Genomic DNA, 15,568 nt, shown 5'->3' with positions numbered 1-15,568 from the left:
GAAGTGAAATCCACCAATGGTGATACGTTCCTTGGTGGTGAAGACTTTGACATGCGCATCGTTAACTATCTGGCGGAAGAGTTCAAAAAAGAGAACACTGTCGATCTGACCAAAGACAAGATGGCGCTCCAGCGTCTGAAAGAAGCTGCCGAAAAGGCCAAGATCGAGCTGTCTTCTTCGACCAGCACCGAAATCAACCAGCCGTTCATTTCGATGGGCGCAAACGGGCAGCCGCTGCACATGGTCATGAAACTGACCCGCGCCAAGCTGGAAAGCCTTGTCAACGACCTGATCAAATCCTCAATGAAACCTTGTCAGGCCGCTATCAAAGACGCGGGCCTGTCCACATCCGACATCGACGAGGTCGTGTTGGTCGGCGGCATGACACGTATGCCAAAGGTCAAGGAAGAAGTGGCCAAGTTCTTTGGCAAGGAACCGCATCAGGGTGTGAACCCCGATGAGGTCGTGGCTTTGGGCGCTGCCATTCAGGCCGGTGTTTTGCAGGGTGACGTCAAAGACGTTGTACTGCTCGACGTGACACCACTTTCCTTGGGTATCGAAACCCTTGGTGGTGTGTTCACACGCCTGATCGACCGCAACACAACGATCCCGACGAAAAAGTCACAGGTCTTCTCGACCGCAGAAGACAACCAGAACGCCGTGACTTTGCGTGTGTTCCAAGGTGAGCGTGAAATGGCCGCCGACAACAAGATGTTGGGCCAGTTCAACCTTGAAAACATCCCGCCCGCACCGCGCGGCATGCCACAGATCGAAGTCACCTTTGACATCGACGCCAACGGTATTGTTGAAGTTGGCGCCAAGGACAAAGGCACCGGCAAAGAGCAGAAGATCACGATCCAGGCCTCTGGCGGACTGTCCGAAGAGGACATCGAAGCAATGGTCAAGGACGCCGAAGCCAACGCCGAGGCTGACAAGGCCCGCCGCGAACTTGTGGACGCGAAAAACCAGGCTGAAAGCCTCATCCACTCGACCGAAAAGTCGATGGAAGAGCATGCCGACAAGGTTGATCCGACCACGATCGAGGCAATCGAACTCGCCATTGCTGCTCTGAAAGACGAGCTTGAGGGTGACAAGGCCGACAAGATCAAGTCGGGCATCCAGAACGTGACCGAAGCTGCCATGAAACTTGGCGAGGCCATCTATAAAGCCAGCCAAGAAGAGGCCGGCGAAGTAGAGCCAGACACACGTGGCGCAGATGAAGATATCCTCGATGCGGATTTCGAAGATCTGGGCGACGGCAAGCGTGGCAACTAAGGCTGCACGCCGCTGAGAATTGACCGGCCCCGGAATTGGGCCGGTCTTTTCCATTCCCAAGGGGAAACATCATGGCAAAACGTGACTATTATGAAGTGCTTGGCGTTGCCAAAGGTGCGGATGCTGACACGATCAAGAAAGGCTATCGCCAAAAGGCGAAAGAGCTTCACCCAGATCGAAACGCCGACAACCCCAATGCAGAAGCGCAATTCAAGGAAGCCAACGAGGCTTACGAAGTCCTGAAGGACCCAAACAAGAAAGCTGCTTACGACCGCTACGGCCATGCTGCCTTTGAAAACGGTATGGGCGGCGGCGGCCCGCGTGGAGGCCAAGGCGATTTCGCCAGTGCGTTCTCTGACGTGTTTGACGACTTGTTTGGCGATTTCATGGGTGGGCGCGGTGGTGGTGGCCGTCGAAGCGCAGCCCAGCGCGGGAATGACCTGCGTTATAACCTGCGCATCAACCTCGAAGAGGCATTCGCTGGCCAGCAAAAGACAATCAACGTACCCACCGCGGTTGGCTGCAATAGCTGCAATGGCACGGGAGCGGAAGGCGGATCAGAACCGCAGACTTGCCCCACATGCTCGGGCATGGGCAAGGTCCGCGCACAGCAAGGCTTCTTTACAGTCGAACGAACCTGTCCAACCTGTTCCGGCATGGGTCAGATTATCAAGAATCCCTGCAAAACCTGCCACGGTCAGGGCCGCGTCGAGAAAGAGAAATCACTTTCGGTGAATATCCCTGCTGGTGTCGAAACCGGCACGCGCATTCGGCTTGCCGGCGAAGGCGAGGCAGGGATGCGTGGCGGACCGACCGGTGACCTTTATATCTTTATCGAGGTCAAGGAACACGCGCTTTTTGAGCGCGATGGGAACAGCCTTCATTGCAGAGTCCCTGTGTCAATCGCAACGGCCGCCTTGGGCGGTGAAATCGAAGTGCCCACCATTGATGGTGGCCGTAGTCGCGTGAAGGTACCCGAGGGTTCCCAATCGGGCCGGCAGATGCGCTTGCGGGGCAAAGGTATGCCCGCGCTGCGTGGCGGTGGGGCAGGAGACATGTTCATCGAGTTGGCGGTCGAGACACCGGTGAAGCTCACCGCTCGGCAACGCGAGATTCTCAAAGAGTTTGATCAACTCAGCCAAGATAACAATCCGCATGGCTCAAGCTTTTTTGCTTCTGTCAAAAGCTTTTGGGACTCAATGAAAAGCTGATCCGTTAACCACGAAGTAATGAATACTTTGGCAGAATGGTGACATGTCTCATTTTGCCGAAGCGCCCTCACTTTTCCCAGATCATGACGATGTGCGTGATGTCATCGCTTTGGAAAAAGGCAGGGTGCCGTCTTACATGCGGGATCATCGCAAACGGTTGCGCACCCGCTTTATGGCGGGAGGGGCGGCAGCGCTCCCTGACTACGAACTGCTAGAACTCGTCCTGTTTCGGGCCATTCCGCAAAAAGACGTCAAACCCTTGGCGCATAAACTCATTACAACATTCGGTGATTTCAATCAGGTGCTGTCTGCATCCCCTGCTCAGCTCAGGACGATGGATGGCATCGGTGAGGCGGTGATCATCGAATTGAAAGTCGTCGAGGCTGCAGCGCATAGATTGTCCCGCGCCAAAGTCATGCGGCGTCATGTCGTCTCAAGCTGGGATGCGCTACTTGATTATTGCCACACTACGATGGCGCACCGTGCGACCGAACAGTTCCGTATCCTCTTTCTTGATACCAAGAACACGGTCATTGCAGATGAAGAACAGGCACAAGGCACCGTCGATCACGTACCGGTATACCCGCGCGAGGTGGTGAAACGGGCACTCGAACTCAATGCGAGCGCCTTGATTCTGGTCCATAACCATCCCTCGGGTGACCCGACGCCCTCTGATGCAGATATTCAAATGACACAACAGATTGATGCCGCTGCAAATGCGCTGGGCATCCGCGTGCACGATCACCTGATCATTGGAAAATCAAACGAAACCAGCTTTCGGGCACAAGGGCTATTTGACCGGCATCGCTAGCGGGCGGCCAAGGTGAGGTCCGCAAACTTGTCGCTGATCAGGGCAACTTGCCCAATCTGATCACAATCGGGCATCTTGATAGCCACGTCGGATGTCACCAGCGTTTGGGCCGCATTGGTTTGGATCGTGGTCGCGTCAACCTCGCGTCCACAGTTGGCTTCGTTGACGCTCACCCCCACCAACAGATCAACCACAGCATCTGTGTTCATCTGACCGGCCGGAAAAGTATACACTTCAGCCTGATAGGATAGTTCACCCTGTGCGATGCCAAGATAGACCACAAAGCCGTAGCGGCCACTGCGCGCGTCCTCTGCAGTATGGATCGAGGCAGACCAGACATGACCAGGATCACCGATCTGTGCCCCACCTTCAAGGGCATGGAGACGCATGTTCTCTGTCCCCTCCCATTGCAAGACGGCACGATCATATTGACGCAATTCAGGCACAAAGATTTCGGTGCTCGCCTGAACAATGTTGTCAAAAGCCACATAGAACATGGCGTCCGTGGTCAAGACGGGAACAGTCACTAGCGCCGTCCCGGTGCGATCAGTCACACCTGAAAACAACATCTCATTGTGCCGTACAGTGAATGTGGAATTCGCAAAGCAAGGGGCATCAATGGTCAATTCTACCAATGCTGCTGGCTGACGCTTGGTGGTGAGTGTCGTTTGACAGCCGATAATAGGGGTCGCCATGATCGTCCCCAGAACCGGAACATCCAGTTCGGTGTAGACAACATCAACCGCAACAACAGGCTGTACATTGGCGGCATGGTTTAGCGGCGTCATTACGACATTCGGGACGCCAAAAACCGCCTCGCCTTGGGCATTGGTCGACATCATCAATGTGCGTGGTGCACTATTATACATCGCATTTTCTGCACCAGCTTGCATATTGGGTGCAGTCTCGCCGTATTGCATGACAAAGCCCACCGCGACCGCGATGGTCATAGTTGATAGGATCGTCTTGACGGTCTTGAAGCGAGACATCCCCATCCCCCACGGTAGCCCAATACACCAGCGATCACTAGTGTTCGACGGTGACATGAGCGGGACAACCAAGAGGTCTTAGCATGTCTCAATTATGTCAGAAATCAGGCAAGGCGCCCATGACAGTGTTTAAATTTCTTTCCTGACCCACATGGGCAGCTGTCGTTTCGACCCGGATTTCCCCAAGTGGCGGGATCGTTCTCGTCAAAACCTGCGCGCGCTTCTCCGGCGATCGGTGCGGCCGAAGCCGTTGATGCGGCCGCCGCTAATGCTGCTGCCTGCGCCGCGGCTTGCTGCTGCTGGCGGATTTGCGCGATCATCTGCTCTTGTTGTTCTTTTGACATCGGCCGGATCTGGGACAGTTTCTTAGTAACGTCTGTCCGCAACCCATCCAGCATGCTTTCAAAAAGCTGGAAACCTTCCGTCTTGTATTCATTCAGCGGATCACGCTGCGCATAACCGCGGAACCCGACAACAGACCGCAGGTGCTCTAGCGTCAAAAGATGCTCCCGCCATTTGGCGTCGATGGTCTGAAGCAAGAATTGCTTTTCGACACTGCGCATCGTCTCTTCGCCAAAGGCCTCGGTCTTTTCGGCCATGTAAGCATCAGCCGCCTGCTCGAGGCGCTCGCGGATTTCGTCATCATCGACGCCTTCTTCATCCGCCCACGCCATCACCGGGACATCTATGCCCAATTGCTCGATCACGGATGCATAAAGACCTTCGGTATCCCATTGATCTGCATATGTTTTTGGTGGCATATACTGATCAACCAAGTCTTCGATCACCTGATCACGCATGTCTTTGGTGACCTCTGAAAGGTCTTTTGCTTTCATGATATCGCGGCGCTGCGCAAAGATAACTTTGCGCTGCTCGTTCATGACGTCGTCGAATTTCAACAACTGCTTGCGGATATCAAAATTGCGGCCTTCAACCTTTGCCTGCGCCCGTTCAAGTGACTTGTTGACCCAAGGGTGAACGATGGCTTCACCCTCTTTCATGCCCAGACCAGAGAGGACTTTTTCCAAACGGTCGGACCCGAAAATGCGCATCAGGTCATCTTCAAGTGACAAGAAGAAAGCAGACCGTCCCGGGTCACCCTGACGGCCGGAACGGCCGCGCAACTGGTTGTCGATCCGGCGGCTTTCGTGGCGCTCGGTTGCCAGAACAAACAAACCACCTGCAGCCTTCACCTGTTCTTTCTCATCGGCAACTTCGGCCTCGATCTTTTGGCGCAGCGCCTCTGGATCTGTTTCTGGGTCCTCGGCCATGGCTTGCAGGACACGCATCTCGACGTTGCCGCCTAACTGGATGTCGGTGCCTCGGCCCGCCATATTCGTCGCGATGGTGACGGCGTTCAGCTTGCCCGCATCTGCCACAATTTGCGCTTCTTGCTCATGCTGGCGCGCGTTCAGGACATTAAAGGTGATTCCCTCAGCCTTCAGCATTTCGGCCAGTTGTTCGGACTTTTCGATGGATGTGGTCCCGACGAGAATCGGCTGGCCTTTTGCATGTGCCTCTTTGATCTCTGCGACGATGCCTGCGTATTTCTCGCGCGCGGTCCGGTAAACCTGATCGTCCTCGTCCACACGGGCAACAGGTCTGTTGGTCGGGACTTCGACAACGCCAAGATTATAGATTTCGCGGAATTCCTCGGCCTCGGTCGCGGCTGTACCGGTCATGCCACCCAGCTTGTCATAAAGCCGGAAATAATTCTGAAAGGTCACCGAAGCCAAGGTCACGTTCTCTGGCTTGATTGCACAGCCTTCCTTGGCTTCGATCGCCTGATGCAGACCGTCGGACAGGCGACGCCCGGCCATCATGCGGCCCGTGAATTCGTCGATCAAGACGACCTCGTTGTCGCGCACGATGTAGTCTTTGTCTTTGGTAAACAGCTTATGCGCCCGCAGCGCTTGGTTGACGTGATGCACCAGCGTGGCGCTTTCCGGATCATAAAGCGTTTGACCGTCTGGCAGCAGGCCGGCCGCGCTCAGCTTTTCCTCAAGAAAGTCGTTGCCTTCGTCGGTAAACGTCACCTGACGGGTCTTTTCGTCCAGTGTGAAATGTTCCTCGGAAATATTGGGCACGATCTTGTCGATAGTGGCATACATCTCGCTCCGGTCTTGGGCAGGGCCAGAGATAATGAGCGGTGTACGCGCTTCGTCGATCAGGATGCTGTCGACTTCGTCCACAATCGCAAAGTTATGATAACGCTGGTAAATCTGATCAAGATCAGACTTCATGTTGTCGCGCAGATAGTCAAAGCCCAGCTCGTTGTTCGTGGCATAGGTCACATCACAGGCATAGGCGGCTTTCTTTTCATCGTCAGGCTGCTGCGGCACCACAACACCGGTGGTCAGCCCCAGCGCGCCATAAACTTTGCTCATCCATTCCGCATCGCGGCGCGCCAGATAGTCGTTGACGGTCACGATATGCACGCCTTTGCCGGTCAGCGCATTCAGATAGGCAGGGAAAGTCGCAACAAGGGTTTTGCCCTCACCTGTCTTCATTTCGGCAATATTGCCCTGATGCAAGAAGATCCCGCCCTTGAGTTGGGTATCAAAGGCCCGCAGGCCCAGCGCACGCTTTGCGGCCTCACGACAGTTTGCAAAGGCCTCTGGCAACAGATCATCAAGGCTCTCGCCGCTCATTGCCCGCTTGGCAAGTTCTTCTGTCTTTTGCTTGATGCCTTCATCGGTCAGCGCCGCGAATTCCGGCTCCAATGCATTGATCTTGTCGACCAAGGGGCGGGCGGCTTTCACTTTGCGGTCATTCGCGCTGCCAAACACCTTTTTGGCGATCGTTCCGAAACCCAGCATGTTCTCTCCGGCGGTGCCACAGCACCTGTCTGACATCTATTTGAGAGGAGGTCGCTTGTAGGCCCGTCTCCAGCCACTTAGAAAGGGCCAAGGTTACGCAACTTTAGGCCTCCTCGAGGCATTCATGGGATGTAAGGGGCTGCCTCTACAGTGTCAACGCCGCGCACATTCGTGGCCAATAAAGGGAACGTTAAATGCTGAAACATGTAACATTTTTGGGTGCTGCCGCAGTCACCGCACTGATGACCACCGGTGCCACCGCCCAAGACGTGACGGCAGACACCATCGTGGCAACAGTTGGTGACACAGAAATCACGTTGGGCGAGGTCATCATCGCGCGGACACAGCTGCCGCCACAGTTTGCGCAGTTCCCGAACGAAGTGCTGTTTGAGGGGATTATCGACCAGCTGATCCAACAGCAACTTCTTGCTGATGTGCTGACCGAAACACCGGCTGTTGTCGAATACACACTCAACAACGAGCGCCGCTCGCTCTTGGCTGCCCAGGTCATCACCGAAATCGCCGAGACATCAATCACCGAAGCCGATATTCAGGCAGCCTATGACATGCGCTTTGCCGATGCTGTCGAAATTGAAGAGTTCAACGCATCACATTTGCTTGTCGAAACAGAGGAAGAGGCCGCAGCAGCAAAGGCGCGCATTGATGAAGGCGCCGCATTTGCCGATGTTGCACGCGATGTTTCAATCGGCCCGACTGGCCCCAACGGTGGCAACCTCGGCTGGTTCGGCAAAGGCGCAATGGTCCCCGCATTTGAAGACCAGATCACGTCGCTTGAAGTGGGTGGCGTCAGTGAACCTTTCGAGACCCAATTTGGCTGGCACGTCGCAACTTTAATGGAAGTACGGGTGCAGCCTCAGCCGACACTCGAGGATTTGCGCCGCGAGATCACAGCAGAGCTTCAAGAAGCTGCCATCACGGCGCGTCTTGAGGAATTGGCGGCTGCACAGACCATCGTGGAACCGGAAGCAGGGCAGTTTGACCCCAATCTGATCGACCAAATCGACTTGTTGGACTAGGCAAAAATGGACATTTCTCCACTCGCGCCGGCACGGTTTCCGGATTTGCCTGAAATCACCGGCGTCACCTTTGCGACAGCAGCCGCAGGGATAAAATACAAAGATCGTACCGATGTCTTGCTGGCCTTGCTGGCCCCGGGCACATCGGTCGCGGGCGTTTTCACACGCTCTGCAACCCGCTCTGCGCCGGTACTGGATTGTCAGGCCAAGCTGGGCAGTGATCCGGGCGGCGCTGCCGCGATCCTTGTAAACTCGGGCAATTCGAATGCCTTTACAGGCGGGCGGGGCGTGACGTCTGTTGCTGCAATCTGCCAAGCGGTTTGTGATGAAACCGGTGTCGCTGTTGACCGGGTCTTTACCGCGTCAACCGGCGTGATCGGTGAACCTTTGCCGCACGACCGGATCGTGGCCAAGATTGCTGAACTTCATGCCAACCAAGCCGCAGACGCGATCGAGAAAGCGGCCCGCGCGATCATGACAACAGACACCTTTGCCAAAGGCGCCGCAGCGACAGTGGATGTTGCGGGAAAGCCTGTCAAAATCGCGGGCATCGCCAAAGGCTCGGGCATGATCGCACCGGATATGGCGACGATGCTGGTCTATATCTTTACGGATGCAAAAATCGGCCAGTCCGACTTGCAAAAGATCGTTTCAGCGTTGAACGCCAAGACCTTCAATTGCATCACAGTCGATAGCGATACCTCAACCTCCGACTCCCTGCTGATGGCAGCGACAGGGGCGTCGGGTGTCGATGTCACGGGTCACGACGGTTTTGTCGAGGCGCTGCATGGCGTCATGCAGGACCTTGCGCATCAGGTGGTGCGCGATGGGGAGGGCGCCACCAAGTTTGTCACCGTCAAGGTCGAGGGCGCGCGATCCGATGATGATGCTCACAAAGTGGCCCTTTCAATTGCCAATTCCCCGCTCGTGAAAACCGCGATTGCGGGCGAAGATGCGAATTGGGGTCGTGTCGTGATGGCTGTCGGGAAATCCGGCGCTGCGGCGGATCGGGACCGGCTTAGCATCCGATTTGGGGATATTACCGTTGCCGAAAACGGCTGGCGCGCGCCCAACTATTCCGAAGAAGCGACCAGTGCCTACATGAAGAACGCCGAACTCGAAATTGGCGTTGATCTGGGGATTGGGGACGGAACAAGCACCGTTTGGACCTGTGATCTGACCCACGGCTATATCAGCATCAACGCGGACTATCGTTCGTGAAAACCGTACTCGTTTCGGCAGTTGCCCTGATTGATCCTGACGGGCGCGTGCTTTTGGCACAGCGCCCGGAAGGGAAATCCTTGGCAGGACTTTGGGAATTTCCGGGCGGCAAGGTCGAAGCAGGCGAAACACCAGAAGCCGCGCTGATCCGCGAACTTCAAGAAGAGTTGGGCATCGACACATGGGCGTCCTGCCTTGCACCGCTGACATTCGCAAGCCACAGCTATGATGATTTTCACCTTCTGATGCCGCTCTTTGCTTGCCGCAAATGGAATGGCACACCGCAATCACGCGAAGGCCAGGCGCTCAAATGGGTGCGGGCGAATGAATTGCGGGACTACCCGATGCCCGCAGCTGATGTACCACTGATCCCGATTTTGCGCGACTGGCTATGATCCTGACATCGACAAAATGAAAAAGGCGGCCCAATCGGTCCGCCCTTTTCAATATAGATATAGCGCCTCGATCAAAGGTTCCGTTCGACCTCTTCGCGCTCGAAAATCTCGATCACATCACCCGGCCGGATGTCATCATAGTTTTCAAACGCCATGCCGCATTCCTGACCGGACTGGACCTCTGGCACCTCGTCCTTGAAGCGCTTGAGTGTTTTGAGCGTGCCTTCGTGGATCACCACGTTGTCACGCAGCAGACGCACACCAGCGGAACGACGGGCAACACCCTCGGTGACAAGACAACCGGCGACCTTACCCACGTTCGAAACCTTGAAGACCTCTTTGATATTGGCATAGCCGATGAATTTTTCGCGGATTTCGGCAGAAAGCAGGCCAGAGGCCGCCGCTTTCACATCATCCACAAGATCATAGATGACCGAGTAATAGCGGATCTCGACACCCTTCTGGTTGGCTGTGTTCCGCGCCGAAGCATTCGCACGGACGTTAAAGCCAAAGACGGGGGCACCGGATGCCTCTGCCAGACCGATATCGGTTTCCGTGATCGCGCCAACACCAGAGTGAAGAACACGCACGCGGACCTCGTCATTGCCGATCTTTTCCATCGCTTGCACGATCGCTTCGGCAGACCCTTGAACGTCTGCTTTTACGACAATCGGCAATTCGCTGACGCTTTGGTTGGCTTTGGCGTTGGCCATCAATTGCTCTAGCGTGGTCGCAGCACCGGCAGCGGCACGCTTTTCTTTGGCGGCTTTCTCGCGGTACTCGGCGATTTCACGGGCTTGCGCATCGGTTTCAACCACGTTCAGCACGTCGCCCGCTTCGGGTGTGCCGTTCAGGCCAAGAACCTCAACAGGGACCGCAGGACCAGCTTCTTGCACGCGCTCGCCCTTGTCATTGATCAGCGCACGGACCTTACCGTACTGCTCGCCCACAACAAAGATATCGCCTTGGCGTAGTGTGCCATTCTGGATCAGTACGGTGGCAACAGGGCCACGGCCAACGTCAAGCTGGGCTTCGATCACCGCACCTTCGGCGGCACGGTTCGGGTTCGCCTTGAGTTCCAGAATCTCGGATTGCAGCGCAATCGCCTCGAGCAGATCGTCCAGACCCTGACCAGTCAACGCCGAAACCTCGACGTCCTGCACGTCGCCCGACATCTTTTCGACGACAACTTCGTGCTGAAGCAGACCGGTGCGGACTTTGTCAGGGTTTGCATCGGGTTTGTCGATCTTGTTGATCGCCACGATCATCGGCACTTTCGCCGCCTTTGCATGGTTAATCGCCTCGATCGTTTGCGGCATGACCGCATCATCGGCAGCAACAACAAGCACGACAATATCTGTCACCTGGGCACCGCGGGATCGCATAGAGGTAAAGGCAGCGTGGCCCGGCGTATCAAGGAACGTGAGCAAAGTGCCGCCTTCCGTTACCACCTGATAGGCACCAATATGCTGCGTAATGCCACCAGCCTCGCCTGCAACAACCTTTGCATGGCGGATCGCATCCAGCAAAGAGGTTTTGCCGTGGTCGACATGGCCCATAATGGTGATGATCGGCGGGCGGCTGACAAGATCTTCGGGCTTGTCTGCGACAGTCTGAATGACATCTTCAACATCCGCGTCCGAAACACGCACAACAGTGTGACCAAACTCTTCAATGATCAGTTCAGCCGTATCTGCGTCGATCGTCTGGTTCTGGGTCGCCATGATACCATTTGTCATCAAGGACTTAACCACATCCGCCACACGTTCGGCCATGCGATTGGCCAATTCGGACACCGTGATCGCCGGTGGGAGTGATACCTCGCGGAAGACCTTTTCACGCTCGACAGAACCACCCATGGCTTTCGCACGCGCACGATCCTGCTTGCGCTTCATCGCGGCCATAGACCGCTGACGTCCGCCTTCGCGGCCAGCCATCGCATCGCTCAGAGACAGCTTGCCTGCGCGGCGTCCATCATCGTCACCACGACCCGGCTTTGCTTTTGCGGCCTTGTCGCGGTCGTCATTTCCGCGCTCCGCCTTGCGAGGGGCAGAAGTTGGGCGCGAAACAGCTGTCTCGCCTGGTACGGCAACATCTGGTGCTGGCGCATCTGCGGCTGCTTTTACGCTAGCAGCCTTGGCAATCTTGCGCTCTTCTTCATCGGCTTTCGCCTTCGCGCGGGCGTCACGTTCGCGATCTTCGGCTTCTTTTGCCTCAATTTCGGCGCGGCGGGCGTCACGCTCGGCGGCCCGAGCTTTTTCTTCGGCATCGCGTTTGGCTGTTTCTTCAGCTTCACGGGCTTTCGCCATCGCGAGCGCCTTCATCCGGCGTTCGAGTTCGACATCAGAAATGCCGGCAGGACGCTTTGATGGATCACCACCCACGGGGCCACCGGTGCCTGTTGGCTTGGCCGCACCCGGCTTGGGCACCACAACGCGCTTGCGCTTGGTTTCCACCACGACGTTCTTGGTCCGCCCATGGCTAAAGCTTTGCTTCACGTTGCTTGGACGCGAACCGCCTAGGCCGAGTGTCTTTTTACCGTCGTTATCGCTCATTTAGCTTCTTTATCCTTCCCGGAGGCCGTATCGCCGCCGTTCCCTTCACGCAATCCGCGTAGCTTTGTGGCTTCCTCTACAACACGATTGCTGAGTCCACCAGTCGCAAGCGCGCCATGTATCACACTTTGGCGCCCAAATGCCAAACCCAATTCGGATGACGTGAGGCACCCGAAGTATCGGGCCCCTTCGGGCGTCCATAATTTCGTTTTGCCCCGCTCCGACCCATCAGAGGCCTGAACCAGAACACGGACCCGCTCGCCACCGGCAAGCCAGCCCTTTACCTTTTCAAATCCGCAGACCGCACGCCCCGCTTTGCGGGTCAGCGCGATCAAATCAACGGTGCGGCGCGCCAACTGACGCTCGACCTCGTCGATCAGATTATCAGGCACCGTTACCGCCTGTTTGGCAGAGCGTGAAAACTGACCCTTCTTTGCTTCTTCAAGCACGGCACGGTCAGCCGTCACATACATCCCGCGCCCCGGCAATTTGCCCAGAATGTCAGGTACAACCTGATTATCCGGCCCCACAACAAAGCGGATCAGCCCAGCTTTTGGCTGTACTTCTCCTGTGACGATGCATTTGCGTATCGCATCATCCTTGTCTTTGTTTTGGCCACCACGCGCCATCTGCGATCCCCGAAGGCCTGCAATCAGGCCTCCGCTTCCTCTGTCAGTTCATCTTCGTCTGCGTCAGACACAAGATCGGCAGGATCAACCCAGCCCAGCATCACGCGGGCTGTCATCACCATGTGCTGCGCTTCCTCAAGAGACACATCGAATGGTTCAAGCACGCCTTCGTCCTTCACACGCTCACCGTTGACCGTGGTCCAGCCGCCAGCCAGTTCCCAGTCGGCACAGGTGGCAAAGTCTTCAAGCGTCTTCACGCCATCTGCACCCAGCGCTTCCAGCATCTGTGGCGTCAGACCTTCGAAGTCGATCAGGCTTTGCTCGACACCAGCTGCAATTGCAGCATCCATCGCCTTTTTCGCCTGTGCTTCAAGATAATCGCGGGCACGGGCCTGCAATTCACCTGCGGTGCCCTCGTCGATGCCTTCGATAACCAAAAGCTCGTCAAGTTCGACATAGGCGACTTCTTCAAGGTTTGTGAACCCTTCCGAGACAAGCAATTGGGCAAAGAATTCGTCCAGATCAAGGGTATCCATGAACAATTTCGTGCGCAGTTCGAATTCGGCCTGACGACGCTTGCTTTCTTCTTCCTCGGTCATGATGTCGATATCCAGACCGGTCAGTTGAGAAGCAAGGCGCACGTTCTGTCCGCGACGGCCAATCGCCAGCGAAAGCTGCTCTTCTGGAACAACGACTTCGATCTTGCCGGCTTCTTCATCCAGAACAACCTTGGACACTTCAGCAGGCTGAAGCGCGTTCACAAGGAAGGTCGGCATGTCCTCATTCCAAGGAATGATGTCGATCTTTTCGCCCTGCAGTTCGTTAACAACGGCCTGCACGCGCGAACCGCGCATACCAACACAGGCACCGACTGGGTCGATCGAGTTGTCATAGCTGATCACGGCGATCTTGGCGCGTGAACCCGGATCGCGGGCAACAGCCTTGATCTCGATGATCCCTTCGTAAATTTCGGGGACTTCCATTTTGAACAGCTCTGCCATGAATTCAGGCGCAGTCCGGCTCAGGAAGATCTGTGGACCGCGCTGTTCGCGGCGGACTTCCTTGATGTAGCAGCGGATACGGTCGTTGGGGCGATAGGCCTCGCGACCGATCTTTTCGTTGCGGCGCAGGACAGCTTCGCCTGAACCCACATCAACGATGACGTTGCCGTACTCTTCACGCTTGACCAGCGCGTTGATGATCGTGCCGGCGCGGTCTTTGAATTCTTCGTACTGCTTGTCACGCTCGGCTTCGCGGACCTTTTGCAAGATCACCTGCTTGGCAGACTGCGCGGCAATGCGGCCCAATTCGACAGGGGGCACTTCTTCGATGAACTGCTGACCGACTTGCGGATTTTCCATGTACTCTTTGGCCTGAGCCACAGTAAATTCGGCCTGATAGTTCTCAAGCGCATCATCTTCGACAACAGTCCGCACGCGGGTAAAGGTCGCGCGGCCGGTCTTGCGGTCGATGGACACGCGAATATCCATTTCCGCGCCATAGCGGGACTTTGCAGCACGAGCGAGCGATTCTTCCATCGCTTCGACAACCAAACCGGGTTCGATATTCTTTTCGCGGGCGACAGCCTCGGCTGTTTGCAAAAGCTCCAGCTGGTTTGCGGATGTGTATGCCATCAGGTGTTCTCCTCACCGTCTATAATCGTTTCAATCTCGTCAAATTGGGTCTCGTCGATCTGACCCGCATCTTTTCGTCCACGCAAAACATCGCGGATCAACTCATCTGTCAGAACCAGTTTGGCATCTGACAGCCATTCGAATTTCAGACCGATTGTGCCTTCGGTGATGGTGATCAACACCTCGTCACCCTCGGTACCGGCCAATTGCCCCTTAAAGCGGCGGCGGCCATCAATCAGTTCATCTGTCTCGACCTTGGCTTCAAAGCCTTCCCACTGATCGAAATCCTTCATCCGGGTCAGGGGGCGGTCGATGCCGGGGCTGGAAACCTCCAGAGTATAGACATCCAGAATAGGGTCTTCGACATCCAGCACAGCACTGAGCGCGGTGGAAATCTGGCCACATTCATCCACTTCAATCGTGCCGTCCGGACGCTGCACCATGATCTGCAGGATGCTTTCCTTGCCGCTCATCAGGCGAACGCGCACAACTTCAAAGCCCATGTCCTCTACGACAGGGGTAATAATCTCGGCGATGCGACGGTCAATGGCCGCTTTGGCGATCAGATCGTTCATTATTCTTTCCGGCTTGCGTGCGGACACAAAAAAACGGGCGCGCGGCCCGTGAAAATTTCCGGTGGAGGCTTGGGGGTGGAGGCCAAGTCGCCGCTGTTGATGAACACATAGGGCAGGTTGAGCGAGTCTGCAAGCCCTCGTGTCCTTAGTCAGCTATTCAGGCGATTCCGAGAAACAAAAAACGCCCCGCCTTTCGGCAGGGCGTTTCTGTTTCAGTGAGGCGATAAGTTACGCCACAGACCAACGTTCGGCCATACGGCCGTTATCCATCTGCCATAGGTTGCCCACGGTTTCTGGTGAAACGATCCGGTTGTTCACGGCCTGCACATAGTTGGCGAACATTGGCAGGATCACACCACCATCGTCACGCAGGATCTGCTGCATCTCGAAGTACTGCTCACGACGCTTGTCGCTGTC

Annotated in this window: 12 protein-coding genes and 1 pseudogene; 6 read left to right on the top strand and 7 right to left on the bottom strand. The window is 56.0% G+C overall.

Annotated elements, in window-relative coordinates; genetic code table 11:
• The 3 genes from NWQ23_RS15220 to radC form a co-directional block, all read left to right on the top strand.
• On the top strand, positions 1-1,275 hold a 1,275-nt coding region (locus NWQ23_RS15220; RefSeq protein WP_306167238.1), incomplete at its 5' end, for an Hsp70 family protein.
• A 71-nt stretch (positions 1,276-1,346) separates the two neighbouring features.
• Entirely contained in the window at positions 1,347-2,486 is a 1,140-nt protein-coding gene (gene dnaJ / locus NWQ23_RS15215) for a molecular chaperone DnaJ (RefSeq protein ID WP_306167237.1), read from the top strand.
• A 43-nt stretch (positions 2,487-2,529) separates the two neighbouring features.
• Entirely contained in the window at positions 2,530-3,297 is a 768-nt protein-coding gene (gene radC / locus NWQ23_RS15210) for a DNA repair protein RadC (protein WP_306167236.1), read from the top strand.
• Here radC and NWQ23_RS15205 read toward each other — a convergent pair.
• Together NWQ23_RS15205 and secA are read right to left on the bottom strand one after the other, a co-directional pair.
• Complete coding sequence (locus NWQ23_RS15205; RefSeq protein ID WP_306167235.1) at positions 3,294-4,286, bottom strand: hypothetical protein; 993 nt, start codon at positions 4,284-4,286, stop codon at positions 3,294-3,296. The genes radC and NWQ23_RS15205 overlap by 4 nt on opposite strands.
• A gap of 104 nt (positions 4,287-4,390) precedes the next feature.
• Positions 4,391-7,105: a preprotein translocase subunit SecA gene (secA, locus tag NWQ23_RS15200; protein WP_306167234.1), complete on the bottom strand. Its 2,715-nt coding sequence runs from the start codon at positions 7,103-7,105 to the stop codon at positions 4,391-4,393.
• A 194-nt stretch (positions 7,106-7,299) separates the two neighbouring features.
• Between secA and NWQ23_RS15195 the strand changes: the two genes are divergently transcribed.
• From NWQ23_RS15195 to mutT, 3 genes are read left to right on the top strand one after another with little or no spacing between them, the layout of a single operon-like run.
• The gene (locus NWQ23_RS15195) at positions 7,300-8,142 is read left to right on the top strand and encodes a peptidylprolyl isomerase (protein WP_306167233.1); all 843 of its coding nucleotides are present in this window, start codon (positions 7,300-7,302) and stop codon (positions 8,140-8,142) included.
• 6 nt (positions 8,143-8,148) lie between these two features.
• The gene (argJ, locus tag NWQ23_RS15190) at positions 8,149-9,363 is read left to right on the top strand and encodes a bifunctional glutamate N-acetyltransferase/amino-acid acetyltransferase ArgJ (protein ID WP_306167232.1); all 1,215 of its coding nucleotides are present in this window, start codon (positions 8,149-8,151) and stop codon (positions 9,361-9,363) included.
• Positions 9,360-9,758, top strand: a complete 399-nt coding sequence (mutT, locus tag NWQ23_RS15185; protein WP_306167231.1) for an 8-oxo-dGTP diphosphatase MutT — start codon at positions 9,360-9,362, stop codon at positions 9,756-9,758. Before argJ ends, mutT begins: the two co-directional genes overlap by 4 nt.
• Before the next feature lie 71 nt (positions 9,759-9,829).
• Here mutT and infB read toward each other — a convergent pair whose 3' ends face one another.
• From infB to NWQ23_RS15160, 5 genes and pseudogenes are all read right to left on the bottom strand, one after another.
• Positions 9,830-12,313 carry a translation initiation factor IF-2 gene (gene infB / locus NWQ23_RS15180; protein ID WP_306167230.1) on the bottom strand — a complete coding sequence of 828 codons (2,484 nt, stop codon included), beginning with the start codon at positions 12,311-12,313 and terminating at the stop codon, positions 9,830-9,832.
• Positions 12,310-12,942: an RNA-binding protein gene (locus tag NWQ23_RS15175; RefSeq protein WP_306167229.1), complete on the bottom strand. Its 633-nt coding sequence runs from the start codon at positions 12,940-12,942 to the stop codon at positions 12,310-12,312. Before NWQ23_RS15175 ends, infB begins: the two co-directional genes overlap by 4 nt.
• Before the next feature lie 23 nt (positions 12,943-12,965).
• Positions 12,966-14,576 (bottom strand): transcription termination factor NusA, encoded by a 1,611-nt coding sequence (gene nusA / locus NWQ23_RS15170; protein WP_306167228.1) that lies wholly within the window; start codon positions 14,574-14,576, stop codon positions 12,966-12,968.
• Complete coding sequence (rimP, locus tag NWQ23_RS15165) at positions 14,576-15,151, bottom strand: ribosome maturation factor RimP (protein WP_306167227.1); 576 nt, start codon at positions 15,149-15,151, stop codon at positions 14,576-14,578. The genes nusA and rimP overlap by 1 nt, the downstream gene beginning before the upstream one ends.
• A gap of 228 nt (positions 15,152-15,379) precedes the next feature.
• A pseudogene (locus NWQ23_RS15160) lies at positions 15,380-15,568 on the bottom strand (peptide ABC transporter substrate-binding protein); the annotation flags it as partial.

The organism is Yoonia sp. (assembly GCF_030731595.1).
Taxonomy (GTDB): Bacteria; Pseudomonadota; Alphaproteobacteria; order Rhodobacterales; family Rhodobacteraceae; genus Yoonia.
The sequence above is the reverse complement of the archived record's forward strand: the minus strand, read 5'-3'. Positions and strand labels throughout refer to the sequence as shown.